Below are 21,470 nucleotides of genomic sequence, written 5' to 3'. Positions count from 1 at the left end.
CTACATGGCGGTGATGCTCACCTCGTCGAACTCGGTGGTGCTGCGGACCAGGGGGCTGCGGGAGCAGACCACGAGGCCCACGTAGTAGGGGGCGTCGCCGAAGCCGGGGATCTCTCCCCCGGCGAGGGGGGTCCAGCTGACGCCGTCATCGGTGGACAGGGCTGCGGTGAAGGCGGTCCCGGTGCGCTTCAGCCGCAGCAGGCTGGGGAGTCGGGCCGTGCCGTTGCCGGTGAAGGTCGACCGGCCGGCCACGGTGGTGCGCAGCATGAGCTGCGCGGTCGTCCCGCCGGAGACGATCGCCCCGGCGGCCTGGTCGAACGGTGACAGGGACTTGGCCATCAGCAGGCCCACCCGGTCGGCACTCGCGCCCGTGCGGGAGACGAGCCGGGCGGTGATCTCGCAGTCGCCGGTGACCGGGCGGCGTACGAACTGGCCTGTCATTCCCTGGTTGTTGACGGTCAGATCGGTTCCGGCACCGCGCACCACGAAAGTCCCGTCTTCGTATGCGGTGCTGCCGGGGGTGCGGATGGACACCACGCCGTAGGCGCCGAGTTCGCGCTCGTCGAGTACGACGTCGCCGAGGTCGCCGTACGACCAGGGCGCGGGCGGTGGGGTGCCGACGGTGAGCGTGAGGGTGGAGGTCGCGGTGCCCGCCGCATTGGCCGCAGTGGTCGTGACCCTGAACTCTCCCTCCTCGGTGGGTGTTCCGGAGATCAGGCCGGTGCGCGGGTCGAGGCGCAGTCCGTCGGGCAGGCCGCGCGCGGTGAACCGTACGGGTTCGTGCGCGGCCCGCAGCAGATGACGGAACTCGTCGCCCCGGTTCGCGAACGCGGTGTCCTGGGAGACGAACTCCGGCTTGGCGGGGGTCGGCATCTCGGCGTGCGCCGGAGCCGAACGCGGGCCCCGCCCGTCGGAGTTGGTCTTGACGACGGCGTAGTGGTACGTCGTGCCGGGTCTGCCGGTGGCGTCCGCGTACCGGATGCGGGTGCCGAAGCCGACCGGGCCGACACCGTTCGCGAGCGTCGTGTACGGGCCCGCCGCGTCCGTGGCCCGCAGGACCGTGTACGTGGCCGAGAGGTCCGGGTCGCTCCAGCTGAGCTCGACGGCGTCGGCGCCGGTGGCCGCCCGCAGGTCGGTGGCGGTGCGCGTGGGGCGTGGCGTGTGCCAGACCTCGCCGGTGGCCGACGACGTCACGCTGACGTTGTCGAAGGCGCCGGTGCCGGTCTCGGCGTATGCCTCGTCGACGCCCAGGCAGGAGGTAAGGACGAGACCCGCGTGTGTCGCGCGCCCCAACTCGACCTCGGTGGAGCCGACTTCGGTCCACCGGATGCCGTCCGGGGAGAGGGACCCGGTGCAGCGTCGGCCCTTGCGTTCCACGCGCACCCAGTACGGCATCCGCAGCCGGTAGCCGTCGCCGGCGCCCTCGACGTACGGCGCCTGAAGGGGGGTCGCCGACTCGGGCAGCGTGCCGAGGTCGGAGATCGGGAACGCCGCGGCGCTGGTGATGGCCTGCTGCTGGGAGGGCGGCACGGGCGTGCTGCCGGTGCCGGAGACGGATGCCCCGGCCGACGGGCGGACGCTCCACACGCCGCTCCAGGTGTGCAGCGGCAGCCCCTGGATCAGCATCGAGGCGTGCGCGGCGTCCGGGTCGAGGGAGTCGCGGACGGTGACGCCGATCTTGGAGTACTGGGAGCTGAGCGGGAAGACGATCCGCGCGGTGACGACGCCGTCGCCGTACAGCGGCAGGTGGGCTAGCCGGTAGGTGTCCGCGGTGCCGCTCGCCTCCAGCACGAAGCGCTCGCCGTCGAAGGCGGCGGAGCCCGGGATCTTCACGTTCCCCAGGTCCCGGGTCGACCAGGGCTCGGGGAGACCGGCGGTCGCCGCGGTCCAGGCGGAAGCCGCGCTCGTGCCCAGGGAGTTGGTGGCGGTGACCGTGTAGTGGTACGTCCGGCCGGGGCGGACGTCGTGGTCGGTGAACCGCACCCCCTCGATCCCGGACGCGAGCCGCTCGTACGGCCCGTCCGGACCGGTCGCCCGCCGGACCGTGTAGCCGGTCGCCCACGCGGACGGCAGCCAGGACACGGTGACGGCGTGGTCGTCGCCGACCGCGGTGATCCCGGCGGGTGCCGTCGGCGCGGCGGGTGAGGCGGTCGCCGTCCCGGCGTAGGTGAGCGTGCCCCAGCCCGGGTGGTCTTCCTGGTAGCCCTCCACCACGCGTGCTCCGTCCGTGCCCCGGAAGATGACCTTCTTGCTGTAGGGGGCGGGTTTGCCGAGGCGTCCCGCGTAGTGCGCGTACGCCATCTCCCACAGCGGGCGGATCACTCCGCGCTGCCGGTCGGAGACGGTCAGCTTGATGTACTTGCCGGTGCGGTCGAGGTCGGGGGTGAACGGTACGGAGTTGTCACCGAGGTTGTAGCGGGCGAAGTACTCGAAGTTGGCGAGGATCCGGTCGTCGGCGAAGCCGTACAGGTCCACGCCCTGCTGCCAGGCGACCTCGGCCGCGTCCGCCAGCAGGCCGACGGCGAGCTGTTCGTGGGCCTGGTCGCGGCCGGACTCCTGGCCCTGGCCGGCGGCGGTGACGATGCGGTGCAGCACCGAGCCGTTGCCGGAGCCGGCGGCCGCGAACCGCAGGGCGTCCTCGAACATCACCCGGTTGTCGCAGAACACGGCGATGGCGAGGATGGTGCGCAGCGCGGCGATGTCCCAGTTGCCGTTGGCGTAGAGGCAGTAGCCGGACAGGGCCGGATACCAGACGTCGGTGAAGGAGCGCTCGCAGCGCAGCACGGACTCCCGGGACCAGCCGTCGTAGCCGCTGTGCCGCAGGATCTCGGCGGCGTTGACGAACTTGAAGCCCTGGATCCCGGCGCCGAGCTGTCCGTCGGCGCCGGTGATGCCGGTGAGGGAGGCGGCCCAGACGTCGAGGATGTCGCGGGCCTTGTCGGCGTGGCGTACGTCGCCGGTGACCGCCCACATCAGGGCGTTCTGGTAGGCGGCGGCCGCGTCGGTGACGGCCTGGCTGGTGTTGTCGGTGGGGCCGCGGCCCCAGGTGGTGATCTGTCCGGTGTTGCGGACGGCGTAGGTGTGCTGGGAACGGAAGTCGGCGGCCATCGCGGCGAAGCCGGACGCGATCGGGTCGCGTCCCTGCGCCACCGCTGACTTCATCCGGGCCAGGTCCGCGCGGGAGTGCAGCAGACCGGGATGCGCGAAGGCGAACGCCGCTTCGGCGGACTGGGCCCACGCGGGCGTGGCGGCAGCGGACAGCAGTCCGGCTCCGGCCACACCCGCGAGACCAGCCGCGCCGATGAACGTCCGTCGGCTGAGGGAATGCACGGATCACTCCTGGCTTACGGGTGCTGCACGGTGAGCGTGAGGGTCTTGGTCGCCGTGCCCACGGTGTTGGTGGCGGAGACGGTGACCGTGTAGGTGCCGGGGACCTGCGCGGTGCCGGAGATCTGGCCGGTCTTCTCGTCGACCTCGAGGCCCTTGGGCAGCCCCTCGGCGCCGAACGACGTCGGCAGCGCGGTCGCGGTGACGAGGTGGTTGAAGGCCAGGCGCGCGGTGGCCGTGGACTCGCCGGCGCTGGTGATCTCCGGGGCGACTGTGGAGGCCGCCGTGGCGGAGTCCAGGAAGCGGAGGTTCTGCACGTGTTCGTTGGCGAACGCCGGCACCATGTCGGTGGTCAGGTACCAGCCGGGCTTGCGCATCTTGTCGTGGACGACCGTGCCGTTGATCGCCAGGTTCTGGAAGGTGAGGTTCTTGATGGGGCGGTCGGCGTCGTAGCCGGTCAGGATCGCCATGTTGGCGTGCGTGCCGTCGTACGTCAGGTTCCGCACGTAGACGTCCTCGATGCCCCGGCCGGGCGCGGCGTTGTACCGGTTGGCCATGACCCGCATGTTGATCAGCTGGCCCCAGGTGAAGTCCTCGACGCGTACGTCCTGGATGCGGACGCCCCGGATGAGGTTGCGGTCGCCCGGGTTGAGGGCGAAGCAGCCCTGGTAGAGGACCTGCGGCTCGCGGTGCTGGAGGACGTCGATGTTGCTGAAGACGATGTTCTCGATGGTCTCGGGCTTCTCCGGGTTGCCATGCGTGCCCATGTTCACCGGGTGGGCGATGTCGGCCCAGAGGGTGGAGTTGCGGACGGTGACGTTGCGGCAGTCGCCGTAGTAGTCCCAGCGGTGGGCGTAGATGGCGATGCAGTCGTCGCTGTTGCGCATCCAGACGCCCTCGATCAGGACGTCCTCGCTGCTGAACACGTCGATGCCGTCGCCCCACTGGCCGGAGCTGTAGGAGTGCAGGTTGCGGACGGTGACCTGCTTGGACTGGCCGATGGTGCAGGAGTAGCCGGACTTCGGGTTGAGGACGAGGATGCCGTCGATCTCGATGTTCTTGGAGAACTTCACCAGGGTGGCGGCGTCGGAGTCCCAGATGATGCCGCGGCCGAGCAGCCGTGCGTTCTCCACGTTGATGAACTCCACCCGTGCCTTCAGCACCGCGCCACCGGCCAGGTACACGGTCTTGCCGCTGGGCACCTGCACCACGCCGCCCGAGGGGGTGTGGATGCCGGGGCCGAAGTAGATGACGTCGGGGTCGTCCTGCTCCGGCCGGGTCTTCTCGATCGGGTTGGCGTGCAGCTGCAGGTTGCCGTAGATGTCGCCGTCGATCTCGATGGAGAGGTTGCGCGGCTCGGTCAGGCTGAAGGTGATCGTGTCGCCGCTGACCTGGGGCTCGATGCCATACGACAGCGGGCGGATCCGCGCCGAGGGGATCGTGCCCTTGGACCAGGTGACCTGCACTTCCACGGTGCCGGTGAAGTCCAGGCTGGCGACCGAGGTCTGCCGGATGATGCCGGCCCCGGTCTTCTCGTTGATGGTCTTCGTGGTGGCGCGCAAGACCGGCACCGGCTTCCACTGGCCGCCCGGCGTGCGGGCCTTGACGACGAAGGTGGTGTTGATCGCCATCGCGCCCGGGACGGGGTGGATCACCAGCCGGTCGGCGGCCTCCGGTCTGTCGTCCGCCGCCGTCGCCGTGCCTGCTGCCGCTCCGATCAGGGAGTAGGCCGCCGCGGCGGCCCCCGCGGCCTGGATGACGGTGCGCCGGGTCAGGCCGGTGCTCTGGGTTTCGTTCATGGTGAAGTTCCTTAAGAAGAAGAGGTGTTGTACGGGGGCTACTTGAGACCGGAGGTGGACATGCCGGCGACGAAGCCGCGCTGGGCGACGAGGAAGATCAGCAGGATGGGGACGACGTACATCACGGAGGCCGCGGCCTGGAGTTCGGGGACGGGCGTGCCACCTTCATTGACATAGGTGGTCATCACGGCGACAGCGAGCGTGGTGCGGTCGGTGGACAACAGCAGCTGCGGGGCGATGTAGTCGCCCCAGGTCCAGGTGAAGGCGATGATGAAGCTCGCGGACAGCACAGGCCAGGACTGCGGCAGGAAGATCCGCCAGAAGATCGACGTGTACCCGCAGCCGTCGACGATCGCGGCCTCCTCCAGCTCACGCGGCATGCCCGCGAAGAACTGCCGGAAGAGGAAGACGAGATACGGCGCCGCGGACAGGCCCCACAGCACCCACGGCCAGTATGTGTCGACCATGCCGACCTTGGCGAAGATCAGGTAGGTCGGCAACAGGGTGACCATCTGGGGCAGCATCATCGAGCCGAGCAGGATGCCGAACAGCACCTTCTTGCCGGGCGCGTCGAGCCGGGCGAAGCCGAAGCCGACCCAGGCCGAGCTCAGGGTGACGAGCGTGGCGTAGAGGAGGGCGATGATCAGGGAGTTGCGGGCATAGCCGAGGAAGTCGATCTGGTTGAAGGCATCGGCGAAGTTGTGCCACTGGAAGACCTCGGGCAGCCAGTGCACGGGCGAGGCGGCCAGTTCGCCCTGGGTCTTCAGGCCGGAGAGGACCAGCCAGCCGAAGGGGCCGAGGAACAGCCCGGTGACGGAGACGAGGACCGTGTAGAGGACGAGGCGCTTGGCACGCACCCGCACGCGCACGTCGGTCAACGATGACTTGGGCGGCACACTGGTGGCGGTCACTTCTTCGCCTCCGGGTCGACGTTGTAGAACACCGCGCCGGACGTGAACTTGAAGATGAGTCCGGTGACGATGAGGATCAGGACGAAGAGCACCCACAGCAGCGCGGAGGCGTAGCCGTAGCGGCCGAGCGCGAAGTACTGCGCGAACACGTGCATCATGTACAGGTAGTTGGACTGCGGGACCGTGGTGATGCCGCTCGTGTCGCCGAGCGGGGCCAGCAGCAGCGGCATGATGGTCTGCACCGAGGCGATCATTCCGGTCACCGTCTGGAAGAGCAGGACGGGTGACAGCAGCGGCACGGTGATGCTGCGGAAGGTGCGCCAGGCGCCCGCCCCGTCGATGCGGGCGGCCTCGTGGAGTTCCCGGGGTACGTCCTGGAGGCCGGCCAGCGAGATGATCATGACGTTTCCGGCGGCCCAGAGCACAGTCATCAGCAGCACGTAGCGGGCGTAGGGGTCTCCGAGCCAGCCCACGGCGTCGATGCCGAAGATGGTCAGGACGCCGTTGGCGGCACCGGAGTTCTGGTCGAAGAGCAACTTGAAGGCGAGGCCCGCGCCCACCGGCGGCACCACGGCGGGCAGATACAGCAGGGTGCGAAACAGGCCGCGCGCCTTGATCGGCCGGTTGACCAGGACCGCGAGGGCCAGCCCCGCGATGATCGACAACGGCACCGAGGTCACGGCGAACAGGCCCGCGCGGCCGAGTGCGTCCCAGGTCACCGGATCGTTCAGCAGCTCGCGGTAGTTGCCGAGTCCGACGTAGCGCCAGTGGGGCGAGATGCCGTCGAACGTGGTGAAGCTCAGCCACAGCGCGTACACCATCGGCGCGATGGTCAGCAGCAGGAACCCGATGATCCAGGGCGAGGTGAACATGTAGAACGCCCGGTGCCTGCGCGCGGTCATGGAGATCCGCGGCCCGCCCGTGGCCGGTGCGCGTCCGGCGTGCGCGCCGGCGCCGGGCCGGTCCGCGACGGAGGAGATCTGGTCGACCGTCATCCCACTTGCTCCTTACCGCGCTTCATCTGCTCGTTGATGGCCGAGTTGAGGCGCCCGGCGAGGGTGTCGACGGAGATCTGGCCGTTCATCGCGGCGGGGGCGATCTGGTTGAAGAGGGCGTCGATCGCGTCCGCCCTGGTGTAAGGAGTGAAGGAGACGACCGAGAAATGCTTCAGCTCGTTGTTCTGTGCCTTCAGCACCCGCTTCTGGTAGTCCTCCTGGGCGGGCATCAGCGAACGCAGCGACTTCAAGGTGGGGATGCCCCAGCCGCCGGAGGCGCGCCCCTTGGCCGGCTCCTCGCCGAAGAACCACTCGAAGACCCGCCATGCGGCGTCCTTGTTCTTCGCCCCGCGCGGCATCCACAGGCCGGTGCCGCCCTGGCAGGCGCTGATCCGCGGGCCGCCCGCGAAGACCGGGGCGGGCGCCAGGCGGGACACCCCCGCGAGCTTCTTGTCGGGGTAGATCATGCCGCCCAGCCAGTAGCCGGAGTTCGACATGGCCAGCCGCCCGGCCTGGTAGGTGGGACCGTCCCAGCCGTTGGGGTCGGGCTGGATGAGGCTCGGCCCGACCTTGGTCTTGGCGTAGTCCATGTACCAGGCCAGGGCCTTGCGGGCTTCGGGGGTGGTGAAGTCGACCCGGGAGAAGTCGTCGCTGAAGAGGCTGCCGCCGGCGGACGCCGTCATGGTCGCCAGGAGCGTGGCCCGGGTCAGCCCGTTGAAACTGCCGCCGAAGACGGTGGTCTGGCCGTTCTTGCGCTGCACGAGGCGCTTTGCGTTGTCCAGCCACTCCTCGTAGGTGACCGGCTCGGTCTCCGGCGGATAGTCGACACCGGCCTTGTCGAAGGCCGCGGTGTTGTACCAGAACATGGAGTCCTGCGAGAAGTCCTTCGCCATGCCGTAGCGCGGGCCCCTGCCCTGGGTGCGGCCGTCGAACCGCCACAGGTCGTTGACAGGGTCCAGGTCGTCGAGTCTGAGGACGCTGCTCCGGGCGAAGTAGGGGTCCAGCTCCTCGGCCACGTCCCGCGCCGCGAAGTACGGCAGGTCCACGGCACCGACGCCGCGCACCAGGTCGGGCGGGTTGCCGCTGGTGAGCATCGCGATCAGCTTGGTGATGTCGTACTTCACCAGTTTGATCTTGATGCCGAGGTCCTTCTTGGCCTGCTGGACCTGCTCCGGGAGTATGTCGCCGGAGTTGACCATCACGGTGACGGTCTCTCCGGAGCCGCTGACTCCGGAGGACACCTGCATCGCACAACCGCTCAGCGCCGCCGCACCGGCCACGGCACCGCCGGCCGACAGGGCGAGAAACCGGCGGCGGCTGGGAGGAGCACCGGCGTGGGAAGGCATGGGGCCTCACCTTCTGGTTCGGGGAGCACGGCACGGCCGGACCGTGGATCTGGCCGCAGTAACAAGTAGCAACCGGTTGCTATGACCGAGTGGCCAGAGCTTCGGCCCGTCCGGAGGGCGCGTCAAGAGTCCTCGCAGAAATTCGAAAGCTCCGCGAAACGCCGATGACACGCTTCATGAGGCCCGACGGTGAGCCCCAACTGGCGGCTGACCAGCGGGAATCCAGGACCGCCGCACGTGAGCAAAACCGGGCGGCCGCCCTGGCAACCGGTTGCCGACATCTCGCAGAGCGGACACGCCGGGCACCCGTTCCCCTGCGTTCGCGGCCCGCGACCCGAAAAGATTGCGGATCTTCCGCCCCGTTCCGACGATTGACCCCCCGTCGACCGCGGATCTACGGTAGAAGACGCTTTCAGAAAACGTTTCCGACCACCCCTCCCTCTTCAGGAGTGTCATGCCCAGCGCCCCGCTGCCCCGGGCCGTGTTCGCCATGGATCCGGTGCATCTCCCGCTGCTCTTCCCCGAGCCCCTGGTGGCACGGCTGCAGCAGACGGCCGAGATCGACCCCACGTTCGTCGTACGGGACTTCGCCGCCCCCGGCGCCGCAGCGCAGCTGGCCCGCGCCGACGTACTGATCACCGGCTGGGGCTGCCCGCACCTCGACGAGGACACCCTCACCGCGGCACCCGGCCTGCGCGCGGTCCTGCATGCCGCCGGCTCCGTCCGCTCGCTGGTCGGCGAGGCCCTGTGGAAGCGCGGCGTCACCGTCTCCAGCGCGGTCACCGGCAACGCCCTGCCGGTCGCGGAGTACACGCTCGCGATGATCCTGCTGGCCGGCAAGGACGCCTTCGCGCACCGCGAGCGCTTCCGCGCCACGCACACCCACCCGACCCCCGCCGAGACCGCCGCCATCGGCAACGTCGGCCGCCGCGTCGGCATCATCGGCGCCTCGCGCGTGGGCCGCAGACTCCTCGAGCTGCTGCGCCCGTACGACTTCGAGGTCCTGCTCCACGACCCCTACGTGAACGCCACGGAGGCCGCCGCGCTCGGCACCCGGTCCGTGTCCCTGGAGGAGCTCCTGAGCAGCAGCGACATCGTCAGCCTGCACGCCCCCGACATCCCCGAGACCCAGCACATGCTGGACCGCGAACGCCTCGCCCTCATCCGCGACGGCGGCGTCCTGATCAACACCTCCCGGGGTGCCCTCGTCGACCACGACGCCCTCACCGACGAGCTGCTCTCCGGCCGCCTCAGCGCGGTTCTCGACGTCACCGAACCCGAGCCGCTGCCCGCCGAGTCGCCCCTCTACCGGCTCCCCAACGTCTTCCTCACCCCGCACATCGCGGGCTCGCTCGGCAACGAACTCGAGCGCCTCGGCCGCATCGTCGTGGAGGAGCTGGAGCGCCTGGCCGCGGGCCTGCCCCTCGCCCACGAGGTGCGCCAGGCGGACCTGCCCCGGGTCGCCTGACGCCCACCGTACGAGGGTTGTCCACAGGCGTCCTACCTGGAGGAACGATGGGATACGGTTTCCGCACCGGAGGCGAGCGCGCCCGCCCCGGTGTTCGGGTCACGACGGTGAAGGAGCCGCAACGGTGAGTCAGCGCAAGGCACCGGGCGACGCCGGCCGGGCGACGATCCGGGACGTGGCGGAACGCGCGGGCGTCTCCGTGGCGAGCGTGTCGCGCGTGCTGTCCGGCAACTACCCGGTCTCCGACGACCTGCGCCGCAGGGTGATGAAGGTCGTCCGGGACCTGGACTACGTGACCAACGCCCACGCCCGCTCCCTAGCCGGTGGCGGGACCCCGACGGTCGCGATCCTCATCAACAACATCACCGGCGCCGCCTTCGCCCATGTGGCCAAGGGCGTCGAGGGCGCGGCCACGCTGCGCGGCTGGCTCTCGCTGGTCGGCACGACGGGCGACGACCCGGAGCGGGAGCTGGCCCTGGTGAACCTCATGCGCCAGCAGGGCGTCGCCGCCGTCGTGCTGCTCGGCGGCGCCTACGACTACGACGAGTACCAGCTGCGCATGGCCCGCTTCGCCCGCTCCCTGGACGCGGCCGGCTCCCACCTCGTCCTGGTCGGCCGGCCGCCGCTGGAGGGCGACGTCCCGGCGACGACCGTCGACTACGACAACGAGTCCGGCGCCTACGCGATGGCCAGCCACCTGCTGTCCGCCGGCCATCGGGACATCCTCGTGCTGCCGGGTCACGCCGAACTGACCACCGCACAGGGCCGGCTGCAGGGCGCCCGGCGCGCCTTCCAGGCGTACGGCGTGCCGTTCGAGCCGGGCATGGTGCGGCACGGCCCGTACGACTACGAGCACGGCTACGAGGCCGTCGAGACGGCCCTGCGCGAGAAGGTGGACTTCACCGCCGTGCTCGCCGGAACCGACGTGGTCGCCGCGGGCGCCATGCAGGCGCTGCGCGCGGCCGGGCTGCGCGTACCGGAGGACGTGTCGATCGTCGGCTACGACGACATCCCGCTGGCGTCCCAGCTCACCCCCCAGCTGACCACCGTGCACGTGCCGTACGAGGAGATGGGCCGGGTCGCGCTGCGCGCGGTGGCCGACCGGCGCGAGGGCGGGGCAGGGCGGCGCAAGGGGGCCGACGGGGAGCATCTCGTGCTGGGCACCCATGTCGTCGTACGCCACTCCGTACGGCCGCCCCGGCGGCGCGGTTAGCCACCCGGCAGCCCGACCTGTTTCCGTAAACGTTTTCCATCATTCCATCCAAACAAATTGCCGCAGACCTCTTGCTAGAGCCCCGAGCTACGGCCTACCTTCCCAGCAACCGGTTTCTATCACTTCTGCCTGGCCGCCCCCCGCCCGCCGAGCCGACGGTTTTCAGACCGCCCTCGCCGGCCAGTACCGAGCCGCCGCGTCCTCCCGTTGCGAGACGCCTACTTCCCGAAGGAACACGGTCAGATGAACTTCACCAGCCCCCGGAGAAGGTTCGCCCGCGCCGCAGTCGCGGGTGTCGCGCTCACCGGTCTGCTCGCCGCCTGCGGCGGCTCCGACTCCGACTCCGGAGACTCCTCGGGTTCCGGCCCGGTGACCCTCCCCTTCTGGGGCTGGGCGAACGGCCAGGAGGCGGTCGTCAAGGCCTTCAACGCCAGTCACAAGGACGTCAAGCTCAAGTACACGAAGGTCACCGACCAGCTGACCATGCAGAAGCAGCTGACCAACGCGGTCAAGGCGGGCAACGCGCCCTGCCTGGTGCAGAACACCGCCGAGTACGTGACCAGCTGGGTCGCGGAGGGTGCGCTCGCCGACATCACCCAGTACGTCGAGGGCGAGAAGGACAAGTTCAACGCCGGTTCCTGGGCCAGCGCCCAGGTGCAGGGCAAGCTCTACGGCGTCCCGACCAGCTCCTCGCCGAACTTCACCATCTACCGGGCCGACATCTTCGAGAAGTACGGCATCGAGCCCCCTGCCACCTGGGACGACTTCATCGCCGCGGGCAAGGAGCTCAAGAAGCACAACATCAAGATCACCAACTACGCCGGTGAGGACCCCAGCACCCTGGAGGTGCTCGCCATGCAGGCCGGCGCGCACTGGTACGCCGTCGACGGCAACTCCTGGAAGGTGAACTTCCAGGACGAGGGCACCCTCAAGGCCGCCGAGGTGATCCAGGAGATCATCGACAACGACCTCAACTCCAAGCTGTCCTTCGCCGACTACGCCGCCGTGCAGCGCAACTACGACAAGGGCGGCACCGCGACCCGGCAGATCTCCACCTGGCAGATGGCCGGCATGGTGCAGAACTTCACCGAGTCCTTCGGCGACTGGGCGCTCTCCCCCTGGCCGACCTTCAAGGGCGAGGCGCCCAAGACCCCGGCCGGCACCAACCTCACCGGCAGCGTGACCCTGGTGACCGAGCAGTGCGAGCACCAGGAGCAGGCCGCCGAGGCGGCGCTGTGGATGTCGACCGACGCGGGCGCGGTCAAGACGATGGCGAGCCCGGAGACCGGCAACGGCGTGATGCCGGCCCTCGCCGACAGCGAGACGTACGTCGGCGAGTCGATCTCCGAGAAGCTGCTCGGCAAGAACTACGAGCCCGCGCAGAAGATCGTGACCGACAGCCTCGACACCGTCACCACGGACTGGACCTTCGGCCCCAACTGGACCGCCATGTTCACGGAGATGCAGGCCGGCTGGGCCAAGGTCGTCAACAAGGAGCAGAAGGTCACCGACCTCCTGGCACACATGCAGGAGTGGACGGTCAAGGACCTGAAGTCCCGCGGTATCAGCGTCAAGGGCTAGGCACTCACCAATGATTCGCTCCCTGCGCTGGAAGGGCGCCGCCTTCACGGTGCCCTTCCAGCTCGGCTTCGTCTTCCTGTACCTGCTCCCGATCGGGTATGCGGTCCACCAGTCCCTGTTCACCGAACAGAGCTCGGGCCTCGGCCTCGGCGGCTCCACGGAGACGTTCTCCGGCCTCGACAACTACCGACAGGGCCTGACCGACTCCGCGTTCATGGGCTCCGTCCTGCGCGTGGTGCTGTTCGCCTGTGTGCAGATCCCGGTGATGCTGCTGATCAGCCTGGTCCTGGCGCTGTTCCTGGACGCGCTCACCGCACGCGCGGCCGGCCGCTTCCGGATCGTGCTGCTGGTCCCGTACATGATCCCGGGGGTGGTCGCCGCGCTCGTCTGGATCAACCTCTACAGCCCCGAGGTCGGCCCACTGACTCCCCTGGGCGAGGTCTTCGGCTTCGACTGGAACTTCTTCGCCCCGTCCATGGTCTGGCCGTCCATCGGCAACCTGCTCACCTGGCACGGCATCGGCTACAACATGGTGATCATCTACGCCGCCCTGCAGGCGGTGCCCCGCGAACTCTTCGAGGCCGCACGCCTCGACGGCGCCTCCGAGCGCCGGATCGCCCTCAGCATCAAGATCCCGCATGTGCGCGGCGCGCTCGTCCTGACCGGAATGCTCTCGATCATCCAGATGCTGCAGATCTTCAACGAGCCGGCGCTCTTCCGGAACGTCACACCGCAGACGGTGAACGACAGCTTCACCCCGATCATGATCATCTACAACCAGGCGTTCAACGCCGGCAACTACCACTACGCCGCGGCCCTGTCGGTTCTCCTCGCCCTCATCCTCGGCGTCGCCTCCTTCCTGTTCTACCGGCTGACCTCGAAGGAGGCCGACTGATGGTGCTCACCGAGGACCGTACGAAGAAACTGCCCACGCGCACGGTTCGCCGCCTGGGCCACCCTGACCGCGCTGCCCGTTCACGGGGCGGGCAGCGCTTCCTCCTCATCGGCCTGATCCTGGCCAGCGTCTACAGCCTGTTCCCGGTGTGGTGGCTGATCGTCGCCGCGACCAAGGACCGCACCGGCCTCTACCAGAGCAACGGCCTGTGGTTCTCGGGCTGGCACCTGTGGGACAACCTGGAGCAGCTCTTCACCTACGAGGACGGTATCTTCCTGCGCTGGACCGCCAACTCGCTGCTGTACGCGGGTGTCGGCTCCCTGGGCGGCACCCTCGTCGCCCTCGCCACGGGTTACGGCCTGGCGCGATTCGACTTCCCCGGCCGCCGGTTGGTGTTCGCGTGCGTGGTGGGCTCGTTCCTGATCCCGATCGCCCTGCTGACCCTGCCGCTGTATCTGATGTTCTCGGAGATCGGCCTGGTCGACACCCCCTGGGCGATGCTGATCCCGTGCCTGATCAACCCGTTCAGCGTGTACCTGGCCAAGGTGTACACCGAGTCGACGGTCCCGTTCGAGCTGTTGGAGGCGGCCCGCATCGACGGCGCGGGCGAGCTGCGCATCTTCTTCAGCATCGTGCTGCGGATGATGACGACGGGCGGCGCAACGGTCTTCCTGCTGGCCTTCGTCAACACCTGGAACGCCTTCTTCCTGCCCCTCACCGTCCTGCGCGGCGAGGAGAACTGGACCCTCAACCTCGGCCTGTACAACTGGTCCGGCAAGCGCCTGGAGTCGGGCGTCGACCTGACCAGTCTGGTCCTGACCGGCGCGCTGCTGTCCATCATCCCGATGGCGATCATGATGATCGCGATGCGCCGCTACTGGCGGACGGGCGTCACACTGGGGGCGCTGAAGTGACCCTGCTGCACAACCCCGTCATCCGCGGCTTCGCCCCGGACCCGTCCATCGTCCGGGTGGACGACTGGTACTACGTGGCGACCAGTTCCTTCGAGTGGTTCCCGACGATCCCGATCCACCGGTCCCAAGACCTCGTGCACTGGGAGTACGCGGGCCATGTGCGGGGCGCCGTCCCCGGCGACTCACTGGCCGGGGTGCCCGACTCGGGCGGCATCTGGGCGCCGTCACTGAGCTGGAACGGCGACCGCTTCTGGGCGGTCTACTCCGTCGTACGCTCGGTGGGCACGCCGTACTTCGACCTGGACACGTACGTCACGACGGCCACCGACGTGGCTGGGAAGTGGTCGGCCCCGCGGCGGGTCGCCAGCCATGGCTTCGATCCCGCCCTCTTCCACGAGGACGGCCGACTGTGGCTGCTCAACCTCCAGAACGACCACCGCCCCGGCGGCCGGCGTTTCGCCGGGATCGTGCTGACGGAGCTGGACCGGGAGACACTGGCCCCGGTCGGCGACACTCACCTCCTGCTTCAGCAGGACCGGCTGATCGAGGGCCCGAAGGTGCTGCGGCGCGACGGCTGGTACTACCTCGTGCTGGCGGAGGGCGGCACCGGTTTCGAGCACGGCGTGCTGGTGGCGCGCAGCCGCGCCCTGACCGGCCCGTACGAACTCGACAGCAGACCCCTGCTGACCTCCCGGGACGACCCGGCTCTGCCGCTGCAGAAGGCGGGGCACGGCGAACTGGTGCAGACCCCGGACGGTGCCTGGCTGTTGAGCCATCTGACGGCACGCCCGCTGCGGACGCCGCACGGGCCGCGCTGCACGCTCGGCCGGGAGACGGCGATCCAGCGGGTGGTGTGGGACGCCGAGGGGTGGCCGAGGCTGGCCCACGGCGGGTGGCATCCGGCGGTCGAGGTGGACGTACCGACACATTCCTCGGATCCCCAAGTCGTGGCTGGTTCAGGGGAGTTGGACTGGCCGTGGAGCTCCCTGCGCAAGTACCCGGATCCCTCCTGGGCCGACATCACCAGCCGCCCCGGCTGGATCCGGCTGCGCGGCCGCCACGGTCCCGAGTCGCGGTGGGCGCAGAGTCTGCTCGCCCAGCGGATCACGGAGCACCGGGCCGAGGCGGAGGTCACGGTCGAGGCCCGGCCGCGCAGCTTCACGCAGGCCGCCGGGCTGGTCCTGCGGTACGACAGTGAGGCGTACCTCAGCCTCGACCTGACCTGGGCGGAACCGGAGGGCGAGCCGCAGCGCGGCCAGCAGTGGCGGGGCGGCGGCGGTGGCCGGAGGGTGCTCAGCCTCGTGGAGCGCGACGAGGAGGGTGCCCGGCAGGTGACGGTGGTCGATGTCGGCGCGGTCGTGCCGGTCACGCTGGGTGTGACGATCGACGGCGCCGACGCGCGGTTCTGGTACGTACGGGACGGCGTCCGCACGCCGATCGGCCCACCTCTCGACTTCAGCCGGCTGTCCGACGACCACGGTTCCCGGCTGCGTTTCACCGGCGCCGTGGCCGGGATCCACGCCCGCGACCTCGTCGACGCGTCCTTCACTGCGGACTTCCAGGGCTTCCGGCTGACGTGCACGCCGTAGCAGGCGCAGGTCTTCGCAGTCCTGCGATTCCGGTGTCTTCACGTCTCCGTGCCGCACGCTTAGTGTAGGAAGCGCTTTCTATCCCGAGGTCGGTGTGCCGACCACGAAAGCAGTGCTGGTCGCGACTTTCGATGGCCCTCGGGCGGGCCGGAGGGGCGGTTTCCGATGGGCCGTACGGCAAGTGCGAGCGCTCCGGCCGGGCCGACGCTGGCGGTGGTGGCCCGTGAGGCGGGGGTGTCGGTGCCGACCGCGTCCAAGGTGGTCAACGGCCGCGAGGACGTGGCGCCCGAGACGCGCCGCCGGGTCACGGAGGCCCTGGACCGGCTCGGTTATGTGCGCAGACCGCGCTTCGACGCGGCGAAGGCGCCCCGCCTGGTCGACCTCGTCGTGCACTCGCTGGACAGCTCCTGGTCCGGTGCGGTGCTGCACGGCGTGGAGCAGGCGGCGCACGACGCCGGCCTGGACGTGGTCGTCTCGGCAGGCCTCGCCCGCAGCCGCTCCGGCCGCCCGGAGCGCGGCTGGCTGGACAAGCTCACCGCGCGCGGCTCGGCGGGCGTGCTGTTCAACCTGGCCGAACTGACGGAGCCCCAGTACGCGTGGCTCGCACAGCACCGCATCCCCTTCGTGATGATCGACCCGGCGCACGAACCACCGCCCGGCGTGGTGTCGGTGGGCGCGGCGAACTGGCAGGGCGGGGTGACGGCGACCGAGCACCTGTTGTCCCTCGGCCACGAACGCATCGCCGTCATCGCCGGCCACCGCCGCACGATGTGCAGCAGCGCCAGGATCGCGGGCTACCGCTCGGCGCTCGCCTCGGCCGGGGTGCGGCACCGCCCGGAGTATGTGCGGCACGCCGGGTTCGACGAGGCCGTTGCCCGCGGACGCATGCGCGAACTCCTCGACCTGCCCGAGCCGCCGACAGCGGTCGTCGTCTGCTCCGACCGTATGGCCCTGGGGGTGTACGACGCCGTGGCCGAGCGGGGGTTGAGGATCCCGGACGACATCAGTGTGGTCGGTTTCGACGACCTGCCCGAGGCCCGCTGGGCCTCCCCTCCCCTGACCACGGTCCGTCAGCCCATCTCGGAAATGGCGGCCACGGCCCTGCGCCTGCTCGTCCGCATGATGGCCGGCGACCGCCCGGAGAGCACCCGCACGGAACTGTCGACCCGCCTGGTGGAACGGTCGAGCACGGCTCGGCTGCGCGGGTAGGGACTGTCCGGCGGATCATCCTCGTGCGAGGGCCCCGGCACCGCTCCCCCGTAGGGCGGCGCCGGGGCCGGTCTCTCGTGCGACTCGCACGTGGCCGTCGGGCGGCGAGCGGGCGGTCGGAGCGAGGGCTACCCCGCGTCCGCCGTGCCGTCCGGTTCCTGGTTCACGTCCCCGGCTCCCGGGTCGTCGGACGGGTCCTCCGGCGCCTCCTCCGCGGCCGTCACGGTGACCGTGGCTCCCGGGGCCACACTGCTCCCGGCCGCCGGATCGGTCTGCTGGACGAGGGCGGTGGCGGACTGCGCGGAGTCCGGGCCGTACACGGGCATGAGTCCCAACGCCTCGAGCTCCGCGAACGCCTCCGGTACCGGTCGGCCGGCCAGGTCCGGGACCAGGACACCGTCCTCCGGGGACTGCGTGGAGACCTCGGCGGCCACGTGCAGGGTCACGATCGCCCCCTCGGCCGCCGTCCCCCCGCCGGCCGGCTCCTGACCGACCACCGTGCCGGACGCGGCACCGTCGGCCGGTACCTCGGCCGTCTCGACCACGAAGCCCTCGTCCTCGAGCCGCCCGGTCGCCTCATCGAGCGAGCTGCCCAGCACATCCGGAACCGTGACGTCCCCCGCCGTCTCGGCATCGGGGTCCGCAGGCAGTGCGGTGTCCTGGCCGCCGTCGGTACCGACCGGCCGCTCGATCCCCCGGTCCGGGGCGTCCACATCGACCAGGGCTACCTTCTCCAGGCCGGAGGAGTCCTCGGGCTGTTTGACCGTCACGACCTTGTCCTTGTCGTAGTCGCCCTTCCAGGTCCTCGTCCGCCCCTTGCCGAAGTCCACCTCCACCTCGTCGATGCCGTGGTCCGGCGCCGCCAGCGGGTTGCCGCAGTTGCACTTCACGACCGGCCGTCCGAACAGGTCGATCAGTACGGCGATCCCCGCCTCCAGCAGTGCCTCGTAGGAAACAGCTTTGCCCTTGCGGTAGTTGTGGTTCTTGACCAGCGTGGGATTGCGCAGCACGACCGGGGTCAGATCATCGATGAACTTCTCGATCTGATCCACCTCGATGCGCTGCACCTTCGCCCAGGCCTTCGCCTTGTCGCTGTTGCCGGGGTCCTTGAGGAAGTCGACGAGTTGGTCCTTCAGGCAGGTGACCTTCTTGCGGGATCCGCCGTAAAGCCCCGGCGTGTTCCCGCTCTTGTCCCCGCCCGACAGCGCCTCCACGGCGCTCATGGCCAGGTCGGCCCCGAGCAGCGCCCTGGAGAACGGCGAGGCGCCGACCACGCCCCGGCCCACAGCCATCACCTTCGACTTGGGACCGGGGCACCCCGTGAGCAAGGTGACGCCCAACAGCATCGCCACCACAGCGGCGAGCCCACGGAACGCCGTGCGGCCCAGGCGTTCCTCCCGCGATCGGAATGTCGCGCCCATCATGTCCTTCCGGTCCCACCTGTCAGGCGACGACGAGTAGTTCGTGCCTGTGCGGGAGAGTCCTCCCGCCGAATCGAGGATCGGGGGCGGACCGGGCCGGCGCACGAGTAGTCGGCTACTCGCTTCAAGGCGTACGCACCTCTCAGGTGTCCGTGCCCGCCGACGACAGGAAGGCGGCGAGATCACCGCGGCCCGCCACGCCCAACTTGCCGTAGATGCGGTAGAGATGGCCCTCGACGGTGCGCACCGAGACGACGAGTCGCGCGGCGATGTCCCGGTTGCTCAGACCGTGCACCGCCATCATGGCGATCTCACGCTCCCGGTCGGTGAGCGGCAACGGCCGGGCGGCAGTGAGCAGCGCGGGAGTCCGGGCGCCCTCGCACTCCTCGGCCAGCCGGTGCGCCCGTGCGGCGGCGGCACGCGTCGCCGTGCGCCGGTCGGCGCGACTGTGGACGGTGGCCGCTTGGGCGGCGGCGTCCGCGGCCGCCGGCAGATCCCCCATCTCCTCCAGGGCGGCGGAGGCTGCGAGCAGGGCATCGGCGTCGCCCGCGGCCAACCCGGCGGCGTGCGCGGCGGCAACCGGTGCGCGGGGCCCGTCAACCTGCGTGGCCAGCGCGGCGAGCCGGGCGGCGGAGGTGCGGTCGCCGAAGCGCACAGCGGTGTGCAGCGCGTACATCGCATACGCGACCTGGCCCCGCTCGGCGGCGAGCGTCGCGGCGTCGTGCGCGAGCCCGACCGCCTCGGTGACCGCGCCCTCGGCGGCGGACGTCCACGCCTGGGCGAGCACCAGGTCCGGCTCGAAGAAAACGGCGGCAGGATGGCGTTCGGTCTCCGTCCGCTCCAGTGTGTGACGGGCCGCGGCCGCGTCGCCCGTCATGGCAAACGCCTGGACCAGGTTCACCAGGCAGCGGAACGCGAAGCCCTGGGTCTCCGTGGGAACCAGGCCGGCACGAGCCTCCCGGAACCGGCGTACCGCGGTGCGCAACTGCCCCCGGTACAGCGCCGCGTGCCCCGCCAGCGCCACAGCCATCAGCTGCATGGGCCCGTGCACGGCTCGGCTTGCCCGCAGGCGGGCGCGACCGAGTTCCTCGACCTCGTGCAGCCGGCCGGCCAGGCGCAGCCCGGTCATGTGGAGGTCGCACAGGCCGAGGGCGGGAGCGGCTGCGTCGAAGGACCGCGCGGCTGCGGCGTATGCGCGCGCCGCGGCGGAGCCGAGTCCGTCCGTACGGCCCATGGCGCCCAGGCCGCCGACGACGCCGAAGGACGCCAGGACGACGGCCAGGTCGGGCAGGTCCGCCCGGGCGAGCGCCGCCGCCCCGTCCTCCGCTCCTTCTCGCGGCCGTCCCTGGAAGACGTGGAAGGAGCCCCGCACAGCCGTCAGCACATCGAGGCAGAAGGGATCGCTGAGGCGATTGGTGGTCTCCTCCAGCACCGCTTCCGCCTCCGCCGGCCGACCGGCGGTCCAGAACAGGTTGGCCGCTCGCGGGACGGCCACCGCGAGGCGCTGCTGCTCGGTGGACGCGAGGCCGGCCAGCGCCGTCAACTCTGCGTCGGCCTCGTCGGCCCGGTTCAGCCATGACAGGGCGTGAGCCAGTGCCGACCTCGCCTCGAATCCACCGGTTTCCGCCGCCGCCCGGGCCAGCCGCTCGGCGAGCGGGAGATCGAGCATCTGGATGGCGCGGTGCGCGGCGTCGGTGAGCAGTGCGGCGTCCGGTTCCAGATCGGAGTCCGCGGCGAGTACGGCCCGCCGCAAGGTGTCATCGACGCGCCGGCATCCGGTGGCGGCCAGCGCCGTCGCGATGGAACCCCGCAGTCTGCGCGCCGTGAGCTGCCCGAGGCGGGCGCGCTGCAGCTCGCCGTAGAGCGGGTGGGCGAGCCTCGCCTCGAGCCGCCGGCCGTCCCGCTCCACCTTCACCACTCCGGACGTCTCGGCCAGCTCCACCGCAGCGGGGTCGACGAGCCGGCCGAGCAGGGTGACGCCCAGGGGCTCGCTCAGGGCGAGCAGGTTCACCACTTGCCGTACCGGATCCGACAGGCGGCCCATCAGCGCGTCCACCAGCTCCGCCAGTCCGGGCGGTACCTGTGGCCGGCCCGACCAGCGCCACACGCCGCCGGACCGGTGCATGCGGCCCGCCTCCAGCTCACTGTCGACCAGCAGCCGCAGGAACAGCGCGTTTCCTCCGGTCAGCGCCCACAGACGGGCGACCCCCGCGCTGTCCACGGGGCCGTCGAGCACGGCCTCCAGCAGCGCTCCGGTCTCCGCCTCGGTCAGCGCCCGGACCTCACGCCGGTCGAGGTGACCGTCCTTCCACAGAGCGGTCACCGCGTCAGGCGCCGGTACGCCGCTGCGGACGGTCACCACCACGGTGGCCGGGGAGCGCAGCACCAACTGGTGGACGAGCAACGCCGACAGCTCGTCCAGCAGATGGGCGTCATCGACCCCGATCACCGCGCCCGCCCGCCCCGATCCGGTCACCAGCGCATCAACGGCCTGCGGAAGTATCCGAGTCGGGTCCTGGGCGGTCGCCCCCAGCAGCCCGGCGAACGCACCCAGCGGCAGGCCCCGCGCCGAAGCGGTCGCCGTCACCCAGGAAGTCACCGCCCCACGCCGCCGCGCCGCCGCGAGTGCCTCGCGCGCCAGCCTTGTCTTTCCCACCCCTGCCGCTCCCGCGAGCACAACGCCCCGAGGCCCGTCCCCCGCTCGCGTCGCCGCCGCGATGAAGCGCAACTCCTCAACCCGGCCGGTCATCGGCCAGTTCCACCCCATGCCGGAAGGATAGAGGCCTGACGTGCCGGAACAGG

The 21,470-nt window shown here is 70.4% G+C and carries 14 protein-coding genes; 7 read left to right on the top strand and 7 right to left on the bottom strand.

Annotation, left to right across the window (positions count from 1 at the left end; all coding sequences use genetic code 11):
• From ACFVJQ_RS17210 to ACFVJQ_RS17190, 5 genes are read right to left on the bottom strand one after another with little or no spacing between them, the layout of a single operon-like run.
• Nucleotides 1–3,330, bottom strand: a complete 3,330-nt coding sequence (locus ACFVJQ_RS17210; protein ID WP_385784630.1) for a putative Ig domain-containing protein — start codon at nucleotides 3,328–3,330, stop codon at nucleotides 1–3.
• Nucleotides 3,331–3,344: 14 nt separating this feature from the next.
• Nucleotides 3,345–5,126, bottom strand: a complete 1,782-nt coding sequence (locus ACFVJQ_RS17205; protein WP_385784627.1) for a putative Ig domain-containing protein — start codon at nucleotides 5,124–5,126, stop codon at nucleotides 3,345–3,347.
• Between the two features lie 38 nt (nucleotides 5,127–5,164).
• Nucleotides 5,165–6,037, bottom strand: a complete 873-nt coding sequence (locus ACFVJQ_RS17200; RefSeq protein WP_385509684.1) for a carbohydrate ABC transporter permease — start codon at nucleotides 6,035–6,037, stop codon at nucleotides 5,165–5,167.
• Nucleotides 6,034–7,032, bottom strand: coding sequence for a carbohydrate ABC transporter permease (locus tag ACFVJQ_RS17195; RefSeq protein WP_385509683.1), 999 nt, complete (start codon nucleotides 7,030–7,032; stop codon nucleotides 6,034–6,036). The genes ACFVJQ_RS17200 and ACFVJQ_RS17195 overlap by 4 nt, the downstream gene beginning before the upstream one ends.
• The gene (locus tag ACFVJQ_RS17190) at nucleotides 7,029–8,378 is read right to left on the bottom strand and encodes an extracellular solute-binding protein (protein WP_385509682.1); all 1,350 of its coding nucleotides are present in this window, start codon (nucleotides 8,376–8,378) and stop codon (nucleotides 7,029–7,031) included. Before ACFVJQ_RS17190 ends, ACFVJQ_RS17195 begins: the two co-directional genes overlap by 4 nt.
• 454 nt (nucleotides 8,379–8,832) lie before the next feature.
• Between ACFVJQ_RS17190 and ACFVJQ_RS17185 the strand changes: the two genes are divergently transcribed.
• The 7 genes from ACFVJQ_RS17185 (at nucleotide 8,833) to ACFVJQ_RS17155 (ending at nucleotide 17,247) form a co-directional block, all read left to right on the top strand.
• On the top strand, nucleotides 8,833–9,846 hold the full coding sequence (locus ACFVJQ_RS17185; protein ID WP_385509681.1) for a hydroxyacid dehydrogenase: 1,014 nt from the start codon (nucleotides 8,833–8,835) through the stop codon (nucleotides 9,844–9,846).
• Nucleotides 9,847–9,970: 124 nt separating this feature from the next.
• Nucleotides 9,971–11,059 carry a LacI family DNA-binding transcriptional regulator gene (locus tag ACFVJQ_RS17180; RefSeq protein ID WP_385784622.1) on the top strand — a complete coding sequence of 363 codons (1,089 nt, stop codon included), beginning with the start codon at nucleotides 9,971–9,973 and terminating at the stop codon, nucleotides 11,057–11,059.
• A gap of 243 nt (nucleotides 11,060–11,302) precedes the next feature.
• Entirely contained in the window at nucleotides 11,303–12,640 is a 1,338-nt protein-coding gene (locus tag ACFVJQ_RS17175; protein WP_385509679.1) for an ABC transporter substrate-binding protein, read from the top strand.
• Nucleotides 12,641–12,650: 10 nt separating this feature from the next.
• Nucleotides 12,651–13,535 (top strand): carbohydrate ABC transporter permease, encoded by an 885-nt coding sequence (locus ACFVJQ_RS17170; RefSeq protein ID WP_385509678.1) that lies wholly within the window; start codon nucleotides 12,651–12,653, stop codon nucleotides 13,533–13,535.
• A complete protein-coding gene (locus tag ACFVJQ_RS17165; protein ID WP_385784617.1) occupies nucleotides 13,535–14,449 on the top strand; it encodes a carbohydrate ABC transporter permease in 915 nt (304 codons plus the stop codon). Before ACFVJQ_RS17170 ends, ACFVJQ_RS17165 begins: the two co-directional genes overlap by 1 nt.
• Nucleotides 14,446–16,038, top strand: coding sequence for a glycoside hydrolase family 43 protein (locus tag ACFVJQ_RS17160; protein WP_385784614.1), 1,593 nt, complete (start codon nucleotides 14,446–14,448; stop codon nucleotides 16,036–16,038). The genes ACFVJQ_RS17165 and ACFVJQ_RS17160 overlap by 4 nt, the downstream gene beginning before the upstream one ends.
• 165 nt (nucleotides 16,039–16,203) lie before the next feature.
• The gene (locus tag ACFVJQ_RS17155; RefSeq protein WP_385509675.1) at nucleotides 16,204–17,247 is read left to right on the top strand and encodes a LacI family DNA-binding transcriptional regulator; all 1,044 of its coding nucleotides are present in this window, start codon (nucleotides 16,204–16,206) and stop codon (nucleotides 17,245–17,247) included.
• A gap of 128 nt (nucleotides 17,248–17,375) precedes the next feature.
• Here ACFVJQ_RS17155 and ACFVJQ_RS17150 read toward each other — a convergent pair whose 3' ends face one another.
• Together ACFVJQ_RS17150 and ACFVJQ_RS17145 are read right to left on the bottom strand one after the other, a co-directional pair.
• Nucleotides 17,376–18,671: a DUF6777 domain-containing protein gene (locus tag ACFVJQ_RS17150; RefSeq protein WP_385784610.1), complete on the bottom strand. Its 1,296-nt coding sequence runs from the start codon at nucleotides 18,669–18,671 to the stop codon at nucleotides 17,376–17,378.
• A 139-nt stretch (nucleotides 18,672–18,810) separates the two neighbouring features.
• Nucleotides 18,811–21,435, bottom strand: a complete 2,625-nt coding sequence (locus ACFVJQ_RS17145; RefSeq protein WP_385509673.1) for a LuxR C-terminal-related transcriptional regulator — start codon at nucleotides 21,433–21,435, stop codon at nucleotides 18,811–18,813.
• Nucleotides 21,436–21,470 lie beyond the last annotated feature (35 nt).

This window comes from Streptomyces sp. NPDC127197, from assembly GCF_042672405.1.
In the GTDB taxonomy this organism is placed as follows: Bacteria; Actinomycetota; Actinomycetes; order Streptomycetales; family Streptomycetaceae; genus Streptomyces; species Streptomyces flavusporus.
The sequence above is the reverse complement of the archived record's forward strand: the minus strand, read 5'-3'. Positions and strand labels throughout refer to the sequence as shown.